The sequence below is a fragment of the Alistipes finegoldii DSM 17242 genome (assembly GCF_000265365.1).
GTDB lineage: Bacteria > Bacteroidota > Bacteroidia > Bacteroidales > Rikenellaceae > Alistipes > Alistipes finegoldii.
The window spans coordinates 2,781,281-2,793,657 of record NC_018011.1; the positions used below are offsets into that span (position 1 = coordinate 2,781,281).

The window sequence follows — 12,377 nt, forward strand, 5'->3', positions numbered from 1 at the left end:
ATTATTTCAGCGCCGCCAGCTGCTCCCTGATGGCCGCGATTTTCGCTTCTGCGTCCGCCTGCTTGGCGCGTTCGTTCATGACTACCTTTTCGGGCGCCGACTGCACGAAGCGCTCGTTCGAGAGCTTCTTCATGACGCTTGCGAGGAATCCCTCGTAGTAGGCGAGACTCTCCGTCAGTTTCCCGATTTCGGCTTCGACGTCGATCTTGCCCGCCATCGGCACGAAATACTGGGTCGTCTTGACGATGAACGCCGCGGCCGCGGGGTCTTTCTCCGTCACGGTTTCGACGGCCGTCAGGTTGGCCATTTTCCGCATCACGGGAGCGTATTCGGCGGGGTAGTTCTCGTCGGCGATCACCTTGAGCGTCAGCGCTTCCTTCTGCGGCAGGTTCTTCTGGTTGCGTATGTTGCGCACCGAGGAGATCGCCTCCTTGGCCAGCTCGAACCGGGCCAGCAGGCGCTCGTCGGCTTCGACCGGCTGCGGCATGGGGGCCGTGCAGATCGACTCGCCCTCTTTGCGGGGCGCGAGGTCCTGCCAGATCTCCTCCGTCACGAACGGCATGAAGGGGTGCAGCACGCGCATCAATTCGTCGAAGAATCCGCACGTCGCGGCGAACGTCTCCGCATCGACGGGCTGTCCGTAGGCGGGTTTCACCATTTCGAGGTAGAGACCGCTGAAGTCGTCCCAGAAGAGCTTGTAGGCCGTCATGAACGCCTCCGAAATGCGGTACGACCTGAAGTCCTCGTCGATCTGGCGCAGTGCGCGGCCCAGCGTCTGGCGGAACCATTCGACCGCCAGCCGGTTGTTGTCGTCCTGCGCGGCCTTGTCGTCCGCCGACCAGCCGTTCACCAGCCTGTAGGCGTTCCATATCTTGTTGCCGAAGTTGCGGCCCTGCTCGCAGAGCGCTTCGTCGAACATCACGTCGTTGCCGGCCGACGACGAAATCAGCATCGCCATGCGCATGCCGTCGGCGCCGTATTTGGCGATCAGGTCCAGCGGATCGGGCGAGTTGCCCAGCTGCTTGGACATCTTGCGGCCGATCTTGTCGCGGACGATGCCCGTGAAGTATACGTTGCCGAAAGGCTTTTCGCCGCGGTATTCGTAACCCGCCATGATCATGCGGGCCACCCAGAAGAAGATGATGTCGGGACCCGTCACCAGATCGTTGGTGGGGTAGTAGTAGCTTATTTCCTGATTGTCCGGGTTACGGATGCCGTCGAAGACCGAAATCGGCCAGAGCCACGACGAGAACCAAGTGTCCAGCACGTCCTCGTCCTGACGCAGGTCGCTCGGCTGCAGCGAGTCGTCGCCGGTCTTTGCACGCGCCTTTGCGAGCGCCTCTTCGGCCGTCGGGGCCACGACGTATCCGCCCTTGGGCAGGTAGTAGGCCGGAATGCGCTGTCCCCACCACAACTGGCGCGAGATGCACCAGTCCTTGATGTTTTCCATCCAGTGACGGTAGGTGTTCTTGTATTTTTCAGGCACGAAGCGGATCGCATCCTCCATGACGGCTTTGGTCGCGGGCCGGGCCAGCTCCTCCATCGAAAGGAACCACTGCATCGAGAGCTTCGGCTCGATGGCCACGCCCGTGCGCTCCGAGTATCCCACGTTGTTGGTGTACTCCTCGGTCTTTTCGAGCAGGCCCGCCGCGGCGAGGTCCTTCTCGATCTGTTTGCGGACGTCGAAACGGTCCATGCCGACATACATGCCGACCTTGTCGTTGATCGTGCCGTCGTCATTGAAGATGTCGATCGTTTCGAGACCGTATTTCTCGCCCAGCATGTAGTCGTTCACGTCGTGCGCCGGGGTGACCTTCAGCGCGCCCGTGCCGAATTCGATATCGACGTATTCGTCGCGGATCACCGGGATCGAACGGTTCACCAGCGGCACGATGACGCGCGCATCGACCGGCAGGGAGGCGTAGCGCGGGTCGTTGGGGTTGACGCACAGCGCCGTGTCGCCCAGAATGGTTTCGGGGCGCGTCGTGGCGACGATGATCGCCTTGTCCGTGCCTTCGATCTTGTAGCGCAGGTAGTAGAGTTTGCCGTGCGACTCCTTGAAGACCACCTCTTCGTCCGAAAGCGCCGTTTTCGCCGCGGGGTCCCAGTTCACCATGCGTACGCCGCGGTAAATCCTGCCCTTTTCGAACAGGTCGCAGAAGACTTTGATGACGCTCTCGGTGCGCGGCCCGTCCATCGTGAAGCAGGTCCGCTCCCAGTCGCACGAGGCGCCCAGCTTGCGCAGCTGCTTGAGGATCATACCGCCGTACTTCTCCTTCCATTCCCAAGCGTATTCGAGGAACTTTTCGCGCGAGAGCGACGATTTTTCGATGCCCTTTTCGTGCAGCATCGCCACGACCTTGGCCTCGGTGGCGATCGACGCGTGGTCCATGCCCGGCACCCAGCAGGCGTTCCTGCCCGACATGCGGGCGCGGCGCACCAGCACGTCCTGCAGCGTGTTGTTGAGCATGTGACCCATGTGGAGCATGCCCGTTACGTTGGGGGGCGGAATTACGATCGTATAGGGTTCGCGCTGATCGGGTTCCGAGTGAAACAAGCGTTTTTCGATCCAGTAGTCGTACCATTTCGACTCGATCTCCTGCGGCGAGTATTTGTCTGCGATTTGCATAGGGATGAAATTGTTTTACTTCGTTATTTGACCTGCAAAGTTATTAACATTCTGTCAAAGATGAAATAAATATGACTAAAAAATCGTTACCTTTGCGACATTATATATTTGTAAGCTATGAGTAAAAAAGATAAATTCGAAACAATCGAAGTCGAAGACGTGAACCTGCTTCCCGATCTGCTCGACGGCAATCACCGCGTGATCCCCATCGTGACGGGCGGTGACGAAGTCGTCGAAGAGGTGGAGGTTCCTGAGATCATTCCGATTCTCACGCTGCGCAGCTCCGTGCTCTTTCCCGGCGCCATCACCCCCATTACGGTGGGCCGCGACAAGAGCATCAGTCTGGTGCGCGCCGTGAATGCCGAAGGCGGTATTCTGGGCGCCGTGCTGCAGCGCGAAAGCGACGTCGAAGACCCCGCGCCGGACGACATGTACAAGGTCGGCACCGCGGCGCGCATCATCAAGATTCTCGAAATGCCCAACGGCAACCTCACGGTGATCCTGAACGGCTTGGAGAAGGTCGAGATCCGCGAATACATTACTACCGAACCCTACTTCCGGGCCCGTGTCACCGCACTGCGCGATACCACGCCCGATCTGAAGAGCGTCGAGTTCGAAGCCCTCGTGGACTCGATCCGCGACGTGGCGCTCAATATCATCAACGTCTCGCCGTCGATGCCCAAGGAGGCGGCGTTCGCCATTAAGAACATCGACTCCAAGCGCGGCATCATCAACTTCATCTGCTCGAACATGGAGCTGACGGACGAGGACCGCCAGTCGCTGCTGGAAGCCCCCGGCCTGCTGGCCCGCGCCCGCAAGCTGCTCGAAATACTGATCCGCGAGCAGCAGCTGGCCGAGTTGAAAAACCAGATTCAGGAGCGCGTGAAGCAGGAGATCGACAAGCAGCAGCGCGACTACTACCTCCAGCAGCAGATGCGCACGATTCAGGACGAGCTGGGCGACGGCGCCGACGCCGACATCGAGAAGATGCGCGAGGAGGCCAAGAAGAAGAACTGGCCCAAGGAGGTCGGCGAGACCTTCGAGAAGGAGTTGCAGAAAGTCGAGCGGCTGAACCCCGCCGTAGCCGAGTATTCGGTGCAGATGACCTATCTGCAACTGTTGCTCGAACTGCCGTGGAACGACACGACCAAGGACAACCTCGACCTCAAGTGCGCCCGTGAACAGCTCGACCGCGACCATTTCGGTCTGGACGAGGTGAAGGAGCGTATTCTGGAGCATTTGGCTGTCATCAAGCTCAAGGGCGACCTCAAGTCGCCGATCCTCTGCCTCTACGGCCCTCCGGGCGTGGGCAAGACCTCGCTGGGCAAGTCGGTGGCGGCGGCGCTGGGCCGCAAGTTCGGCCGCATTTCGCTGGGCGGCCTGCACGACGAGTCCGAGATTCGCGGACACCGCCGCACCTACATCGGCGCCATGCCGGGCCGGATCATCCAGACCATCAAGCGGTGCGGTTCGTCGAACCCCGTGATTATCCTCGACGAGGTGGACAAGGTGACCGTTTCGAACCACGGCGACCCGTCGAGCGCACTGCTCGAAGTGCTCGATCCGGAACAGAACACCACCTTCCACGACAACTATATCGACATGGAGTACGACTTGTCGAAGGTGCTCTTCATCGCCACGGCCAACAACGTGGCCAACATCGCCCCGGCCCTGCGCGACCGTATGGAGATGATCAACATTCCGGGCTATCTGGTCGAGGAGAAGATCCGCATCGCTTTGGACCACCTGCTGCCCAAGCAGCGCGAGGCCCACGGCATCAAGGAGCAGGAACTCGTGATGACGCCCCAAATCGTCGAAGGCATCATCTCCGGCTACACCCGCGAGTCGGGCGTTCGCTCGCTCGACAAGCTGCTGGCTAAGATCGCCCGCGCCCGCGCCAAGCAGATCGCTTTCGACGAAGCCTTCGCGCCCGAAATCACGGCCAAGGACGTCGAGAAGATTCTCGGCATGCCCAAGTTCCTCCGCGAGGAGTACGAAGTGGGCGGCATGACAGGCGTGGTGACGGGTCTTGCGTGGACCGAGGTCGGCGGCGACATCCTCTACATCGAATCGGTGCTGACTCCCGGTAAGGGCAAAGTCAGCCTGACGGGTAATCTGGGCGAGGTGATGAAGGAGTCGGCGACGATCGCCCACGAGTGGGTGATGGCCCACCACGCGGAGCTGGGAATCGACGCTTCGGCGTTCGAGAAGAACGACATCAATATCCACGTGCCGGAGGGGGCGATTCCGAAGGACGGGCCGTCGGCCGGTATCACGATGGTGACCTCGATCGTCTCGACCTACACCGGACGCAAGGTGCGGGAGCGTATCGCCATGACGGGCGAAACGACCCTCCGCGGCCGCGTGATGCCCGTGGGCGGCGTCAGGGAGAAGATTCTGGCGGCCAAGCGCGCCGGCATCACCGAACTGATCCTTTCGGAGGAGAACCGCAAGGACATCGCCGAGATCAAACCCGAATACGTCGAAGGGCTGACGTTCCATTACGTGAAGACCAACGACGAAGTGCTGAAACTGGCGCTCGTCTGAAGCGAAGATGCAAGTAAAAGGTGAAAAGTTTTGATTTTCACCTTTTACTTTTTATTTTTATGGCTAAATAACCGAGACGATGAAATTTATCGCAATCATACCGGCGCGTTACGGCTCGACGCGCTTTCCGGGCAAGCCGCTGGCGATGCTGGGCGGCAGGCCCGTCATTCAGCGCGTCTATGAGCAGGTGGCGGGCGTGTTGGACGACGCCGTGGTCGCCACCGACGATGAGCGTATCTACGATACCGTGCTCGCTTTCGGCGGCCGGGCCGAGATGACCTCGCCGGACCACAAAAGCGGCACCGACCGTTGCTGGGAAGCCTATCTCAAACAGGGCAAGACCTACGACGTGGTGGTCAATGTGCAGGGCGACGAACCTTTTGTCCGGGCCTCGCAGCTGGAAGCCGTGAAACGCTGCTTCGACGATCCGGCGACCGACATCGCCACGCTGGTCAGGCCTTTCGCCGCGACGGACGGTCTCGAAGCCCTCGAAAATCCCAACTCCCCGAAAGTGGTGCTCGACGCGCAGTCGCGCGCCCTCTACTTCTCGCGTTCGGTGATCCCCTACTTGCGGGGCGTCGAACGGTCGGAGTGGCTGGCGCGCCATACGTTCTACAAGCATATCGGTCTCTATGCGTTCCGCACGGAGGTCCTGCGCGCGGTTACGGCCCTGCCGCAGTCCGCGCTCGAAAAGGCCGAGTCGCTCGAACAGCTTCGCTGGCTGGAGAACGGCTATAAGATCGGCGTGGGCGTTACCGATGCCGAGACCATCGGCATCGACACGCCCGAAGATCTGGAGAAGGCAGAAGCCTTCCTGATCAGGCATGGAAAATGAAAAGTCGGGAGTCGAAGCCCGGCTGCTTGGCGGGCGGCGGCTTCCCCGGCCTTTGTTCTTAACTCATAATCGAATCTTATGAAGATCAAATTTATCGCCGGACCGTGCGTCATCGAGTCTGTCGAACTGCTCGACACCGTGGCGCAGCGTCTTGTGGCGATCAACGAAAGACTCGGCGCGGACATCATTTTCAAGGCGTCGTTCGACAAGGCCAACCGCACCTCGATCTCGTCGTTCCGCGGCCCCGGACTCGAAAAGGGGCTTCGGATGCTCGCCGACGTGCGTGCGAAGTGGGGGCTGAAGCTGCTGACCGACATCCATGAATCGTGGCAGGCCGCGCCCGTGGGCGAAGTGGTCGACGTGATCCAGATTCCCGCGTTCCTCTGCCGCCAGACCGACCTGCTGGTCGCTGCCGCGAAGACGGGCAGGACGGTGAATATCAAGAAGGCGCAGTTCCTGTCGGGCGCCGACATGCTCTATCCCTACGAAAAGGCCCGCGATGCGGGCGCTTCGGAGATATGGCTCACCGAGCGCGGCAATATTTACGGCTACAACAACCTCGTCGTCGATTTCCGCAATATTGCGGACATGCTGCGCATCGCCCCGACCGTGGTGATGGACTGCACCCATTCGGTGCAGCGTCCCGGCGCCGCAGGCGGCAAGACGGGTGGCAACCGCGAATTCGTACCCGCCATGGCGCAGGCCGCCAAAGCCTTCGGCGCCAACGGCTTCTTCTTCGAAGTGCATCCCGACCCGGACCATGCCAAGAGCGACGGCCCGAACATGCTGCAGCTCGACGAACTGGAAAACCTCATTAAAACTCTGCTATAATGACCGATACCACGAAAGCCCAGATTCTCGATCTGGCCCGCAAGGCGATCAACACCGAACTGCTGGCGCTCAAGCGCATGAAGGAGACGTTGGGCGATAACTTCGCCGACGCCGTCGAAATGATCCTTTCGGGTCAGGGCAAATGTATCGTTACGGGCATGGGCAAGTCGGGGCTGGTGGGACGCAAGATCGCCGCGACGCTCGCCTCGACCGGTACGCCCAGCTTCTTCCTGCATCCCGGCGAAGCCTTTCACGGCGATCTGGGCATGATCTCGAAAGAGGATGTCGTGCTGGCGCTCTCCTATTCGGGCGAGACCGACGAAATCCTGAAAATCGTGCCTTTCATCCACTCCAACGGCAACAAGCTGATCTCGATGACCGGCAATCCCGAATCCGCGCTGGCCAAGAACTCCGACGTGCACCTCGACGTGAGCGTCGAAGAGGAAGCCTGCATCCTGCACCTCGCGCCGACGACCTCGACCACGGCGCAGATCGCCATGGGCGACGCGCTGGCCGTGTCGCTGATGCAGATGCGGGGCTTTACGAGCGTCGATTTCGCACGCCTGCATCCGGGCGGAAGCCTCGGACGCCGCCTGCTGATGACCGTCGGCAACGTGATGCGTTCGCACGATCTTCCGGTCGTGGCGCCCGATTGCTCGGCGACGGACATGATCCACGCCATCAGCAAGGGCGGACTGGGACTCATCATCATCTGCGACGGCGACCGCATCGAGGGCATCGTGACCGACGGCGACGTGCGCCGCGCCATGGAGCGCCGCCGCGCCGAGTTCTTCAACATCAAGGCCGCCGATATCGCTACGCCGAATCCGAAGACGATCTCTGCCGACCGGAAGCTGATCGAAGCCGAGAAGATGATGACCCGCAACAAGGTCACCTCGCTGCTCGTGACCGACGAAGCCGGCAAACTGCAGGGCGTGATCCAGATTTACGACATAAAACTGTAGCGGGTGTTCATCGTACTGCTGACTTACAAACTGCCGCTTGCGGAGGTCGAACGGCACCTCGCGGCGCACCGCGAATACCTCGACCGTCAGTATGCCGCAGGGACGTTTCTCTGTTCGGGGCCGCAGAATCCCCGGACGGGCGGCGTCATTCTCTGCCGCGCCGCGGACCGTGCTGCGGTCGAGACCCTGACGGCGGAGGACCCGTTCCGCATCCACGGCGTCGCCGATTACGAGATCATCGAATTCTCGCCCGTCAAACGCCTGCCCGGATTCGAAGCTTTCCTTTGATTTAACCGTTTGCTTAACCCGACCGATATGAAATCCTTCCTCTTCTCTCTTGCCGCGCTGGCCTTGTGCGGAGCCTGTTCGCAAAATACCGGGGTTACCTCCCCCGACGGCACGATCCGTCTGGCGTTCGCCGTAGACTCCGCCGGACGCATGACCTATTCGGTTACGGACGGCGGTGTCCGGCTGTTCGAACCCTCCCGACTGGGATTCGAAGCCGCCGAGGCCGATCTCGGCGGTGGTTTCGCCGTCGAGCATGTGTCGCGCACGAGCGTCGATGAGACGTGGACCCAGCCGTGGGGCGAGAACAAGGAGAACCGCAGCCGTTACAATGAAATGGCTGTGCGGCTGCGCAACGGCGGCGGCGTGCGGCTGACGCTGCGCTTCAGGCTCTTCGACGACGGGCTGGGATTCCGCTACGAATATGAAGCGTCCGGGGCGGATTCGCTCCGCGTGACGGACGAACTGACCGAATTCCGTTTCGCCGCCGACGGCGATTCGTGGACCATTCCCGCCAGCTTCGACACCTACGAACTGCTTTACCGCAAACTTCCGCTGAGCGAACTGGCCGACGCCAATACCCCCGCGACGTTCAAGGTCGGCGGCCTCTACGGCAGTATCCACGAAGCGGCCTTGTACGACTTTCCCGAAATGACGCTTCGCAAGACGTACGGACTTGCGTTCAAATCGGATCTCGCGCCTTTGCCCGACGGCACGAAAGCGCATGTCGGCAATAAATTTACGACCGCGTGGCGCACCGTGCAGCTGGCGCCCGATGCCGTGGGGCTGATCAATTCGTCGCTGATTCTCAATCTGAACGAACCTTCGAAGATCGGGGATACGAGCTGGATCCGTCCGATGAAGTACGTCGGCGTGTGGTGGGGCATGCACCTCGGCGTCGAGACGTGGGCGATGGACGACCGCCACGGCGCGACGACCGAAAACGCCAAACGCCATATCGACTTCGCGGCGGCCAACAATATTCAGGGAGTGCTGTTCGAGGGCTGGAACGAAGGCTGGGAGAACTGGGGCGGCAGCCAGTCGTTCGACTTCACGAAGCCCTATGCCGACTTCGACATCGCAGAGATCGTGCGTTACGCCCGCGAACGCGGGATCGAGATCATCGGCCATCACGAAACGGGCGGCAACATTCCCGATTACGAACGCCAGCTGGAGCGCGCCGTCAAATGGTACGCCGATTTGGGAATACACAACCTCAAAACGGGCTATGCCGGCGGTATCTCCGGCGGCAACAACCATCACGGGCAGTACATGGTGCGCCATTACCAGCACGTGGTCGAGACGGCCGCGAAATACCGGATGACGGTCAATGCGCACGAACCGATCAAGGACTGCGGCATCCGTCGCACGTGGCCCAACATGATGTCGCGCGAAGGTGCGCGCGGCAAGGAGTGGGATGCTTGGAGCGCGGGCAATCCGCCGTCGCACGAAGTGACGCTGCCTTTTACGCGCCTGCTCGCCGGGCCGATGGACTTCACGCCCGGCACGTTCGACATTCTCTATGAAAATACGCGCAACTCGCCGCGCCGCAAACTCTGGAACTGCGGTCCTGAGGTCGATATGCGCGTGAATACGACCCTTGCCAAGCAGATCGCCGAGTGGGTGATCATCTATTCGCCCGTGCAGATGGCTTCGGACCTGATCGAAAATTACGAGGGGCATCCCGCTTTCCGGTTCTTCCGCGACTTCGATGCGGACTGCGACTGGTCGCGCGCGCTGGCGGGCGAACCGGGCGAATTCGTCGCCGTGGTGCGCCGCGCGGGGGAGAATTATTTTCTGGGTGCGGCGACCGACGAACAGCCCCGCACGCTGTCGCTGCCGCTCGACTTCCTGAAACCCGGCACGAAATACCGCGCGACGATCTACGCCGACGGTCCCGATGCCGATTGGAAGACGAATCCCACTTCCTATACCATTTCGGAACGCGAGGTTTCATCCGCCGATACGCTCGAAGTGGCGATGGCTCCGGGCGGCGGGCAGGCCGTGAGCTTCATGCCCGCTATATAGCGGCGCAAGTCGTCGGGAACTCTCGGCCCCGAAGCCCTCAGCCCCGGATGTAATGCGGCATCTCGGCGGGTATTTCCATCGAAATCTCCACCAGACCGCCTACCTTGTCCCCGGTCCGCCAAGCCGTCTGATAGATCATCTTGCGGACTCCCTGTTTCTCGATGGTGTAGGCGTTCGAACCGCCCTCGGCCGTCAGGCGGCGGATGATTTCGCGCGAACGTTCGTTGTGGCAGCCGAAAAGATTGCTGCCGATCAGATTGCCGTGCCGGATATAGGTCGCACGGGCTTTCTCGTTCATGTAAAGGATCACGCCTTCGGTGTCGCAGACCGTGACGGCGCAGTTCATGCCGTCGGCCCAAGGGAAAGGATTTTCTGTCGTCATGGCTGTTCGTTTTGTGTCGGTGGGAAGAGAGCCCCTCTCCTTGCGGAAAGAGGACGGCTGCATCTGCGCGGGCCGAGGGTCACTGCTGTATCTTGACCAGCTGTTCGCGGTAGGCGTTCAGGATGCGGGATTTGGAGATGAAGCCCATGTAGCGGTTCTGTTTGTCCACGACGGGCAGCATCCACGTATGTTTGTCCTCGAACTTCTGGACGACGCTCTGGATGGCTTCATGCTCCAGAATCTTGTCGGGCGGCTGAATCATGTAGTCCGAAATCGGATGGCCGTATTTCTCGCGTTTGAACATGTCTTCGCGCAGGTCGTCCAGCTGGATGATGCCGAGCAGATGCCCGAAGTTGTCGATCACGGGGAAGATGTTGCGGCGCGCCGTCGAAATGATGTGTACGATGTCGCCCAGCGTGAAGTTCTCCCTGATGCGCAGGAAATCGGTCTCCATCAGTTCGTCGAGTTTCAGGAAGACGAAGACCGACTGGTCCTTGTCGTGGGTCAGCAGCTCCCCGCGCAGGCGCAGCTGCTTGGTGTAGATCGAATCCGGATCGAGGTAGTAGTCCACGGCGAACGAGATGCAGGCGGTGATCATCAGCGGAATGAACAGCCCGTAACCGTTCGAGAGTTCGGCGATCAGGAAGATCGAAGTCAGCGGCGCCTTCATCACGCCCGACATGACGCCCGCCATGCCGACCAGCGTGAACGAGACGATCGACACGTCCCAGTCGAAGAAGGCGCTGCACAGCAGGGCTATCGACGCGCCCGTGAATGCGCCCACGAACAGCGACGGGGCGAATGTTCCGCCCACGCCGCCCGCGGCGTTGGTCGAAGCCATGGCGATGACCTTGAAGAACATCGTGGCGATGACGAAGAGTATGACAACCCAGTCGATGTCGCTGAAACGGTAGAAGAGCGAATTGTCGAAGAGTTTTTCTGCCTGTCCGTGCATCAGCGAGGTGAATCCTTCGTAACCCTCGCCGTAGAGCGGCGGGAAAATGAAGATCAGGACTCCGAGCACGGTGCCCCCGACGATCCACTTCTTGTACTGCTTGTCGATCTTCTTGAAAAGCGTGCTCACGCGCAGGTTCGTCGAGGTGAAATACCACGACATCAGTCCGCAGCATACGCCCAGCAGGATGAAGAGCGGTATCTGCCAGAGTTCGAACGCATCTGCGGGTGCCAGCGTCACGGCCAGAATCGGGTCGAAGCCCCGCAGCATGAAGGCCATCGTCGTGGCCGTGATCGAGGCGATGAGCAGCGGAATGACCGATCCTGCGGTGATGTCGAGCATCAGGATTTCCAGCACGAACACCACGCCCGTGATCGGAGCCTTGAAAATGGCGGCCAGCGCCGCGCCGGCGCCGCAGCAGAGCAGCAGCGTGGTGTGCTTGTAGTTGAGCCGCGCGATCCGTCCGACATTCGAGCCGATGGCGGCTCCCGTCAGCACGATGGGAGCCTCAGGTCCCACCGAACCGCCGAATCCGATGGTCGTGGCGCCGCCGACGATCGAGGTCCAGCAGTTGTGGCCCGCGATGCGCGAATTGCGGCTCGACATGGCGTAGAGCACGCGCGTGACGCCCTCCGAAATATTGTCCCGGACGATGTATTTGACGAACAGCGTCGCCAGAATGATGCCGACGGCGGGGTAGATCAGGAACAGGATGTGGGCGCTGTCCACCGGAAACCAGTTGGTCAGTCCGTATTTGATGCCGTACAGCAGCATCTCGAACAGATAGGTGCCCACTCCGGCGAGCACGCCGACGACCACGGCCAGAAGCATCATGATCTGGCTGTTGCTCAGCCGCCTCGTGAGGCGGAGGAACGTGCGGTAGATGTGGTCGGCGCGTAAGTTCAAATCCGTCGTGGTTT

9 protein-coding genes are annotated in these 12,377 nt (G+C 60.7%); 6 read left to right on the top strand and 3 right to left on the bottom strand.

The window, feature by feature from the left end; genetic code table 11:
- Position 1: 1 nt before the first annotated feature.
- A complete protein-coding gene (locus ALFI_RS11995; protein ID WP_014776008.1) occupies positions 2 to 2,629 on the bottom strand; it encodes a valine--tRNA ligase in 2,628 nt (875 codons plus the stop codon).
- Positions 2,630 to 2,746: 117 nt separating this feature from the next.
- On the opposite strand from ALFI_RS11995, the gene lon reads away from it, so the two are divergent.
- The 6 genes from lon (at position 2,747) to ALFI_RS12025 (ending at position 10,120) form a co-directional block, all read left to right on the top strand.
- Positions 2,747 to 5,176 carry an endopeptidase La gene (lon, locus tag ALFI_RS12000; protein WP_009598691.1) on the top strand — a complete coding sequence of 810 codons (2,430 nt, stop codon included), beginning with the start codon at positions 2,747 to 2,749 and terminating at the stop codon, positions 5,174 to 5,176.
- A 79-nt stretch (positions 5,177 to 5,255) separates the two neighbouring features.
- Positions 5,256 to 6,011, top strand: coding sequence for a 3-deoxy-manno-octulosonate cytidylyltransferase (gene kdsB, locus ALFI_RS12005; RefSeq protein WP_014776009.1), 756 nt, complete (start codon positions 5,256 to 5,258; stop codon positions 6,009 to 6,011).
- A 78-nt stretch (positions 6,012 to 6,089) separates the two neighbouring features.
- The gene (kdsA, locus tag ALFI_RS12010; RefSeq protein WP_014776010.1) at positions 6,090 to 6,842 is read left to right on the top strand and encodes a 3-deoxy-8-phosphooctulonate synthase; all 753 of its coding nucleotides are present in this window, start codon (positions 6,090 to 6,092) and stop codon (positions 6,840 to 6,842) included.
- Positions 6,842 to 7,807 carry a KpsF/GutQ family sugar-phosphate isomerase gene (locus ALFI_RS12015; protein ID WP_009598708.1) on the top strand — a complete coding sequence of 322 codons (966 nt, stop codon included), beginning with the start codon at positions 6,842 to 6,844 and terminating at the stop codon, positions 7,805 to 7,807. Before kdsA ends, ALFI_RS12015 begins: the two co-directional genes overlap by 1 nt.
- A 3-nt stretch (positions 7,808 to 7,810) precedes the next feature.
- Complete coding sequence (locus ALFI_RS12020) at positions 7,811 to 8,095, top strand: YciI family protein (RefSeq protein ID WP_009598702.1); 285 nt, start codon at positions 7,811 to 7,813, stop codon at positions 8,093 to 8,095.
- A gap of 27 nt (positions 8,096 to 8,122) precedes the next feature.
- The gene (locus ALFI_RS12025; protein ID WP_014776011.1) at positions 8,123 to 10,120 is read left to right on the top strand and encodes a glycoside hydrolase family 97 protein; all 1,998 of its coding nucleotides are present in this window, start codon (positions 8,123 to 8,125) and stop codon (positions 10,118 to 10,120) included.
- A gap of 37 nt (positions 10,121 to 10,157) precedes the next feature.
- Here the strand turns inward: ALFI_RS12025 and ALFI_RS12030 are convergent, their stop codons facing one another.
- A complete protein-coding gene (locus ALFI_RS12030) occupies positions 10,158 to 10,502 on the bottom strand; it encodes a PAS domain-containing protein (protein WP_014776012.1) in 345 nt (114 codons plus the stop codon).
- 79 nt (positions 10,503 to 10,581) lie between these two features.
- Positions 10,582 to 12,363, bottom strand: coding sequence for a chloride channel protein (locus ALFI_RS12035; protein WP_014776013.1), 1,782 nt, complete (start codon positions 12,361 to 12,363; stop codon positions 10,582 to 10,584).
- Positions 12,364 to 12,377 lie beyond the last annotated feature (14 nt).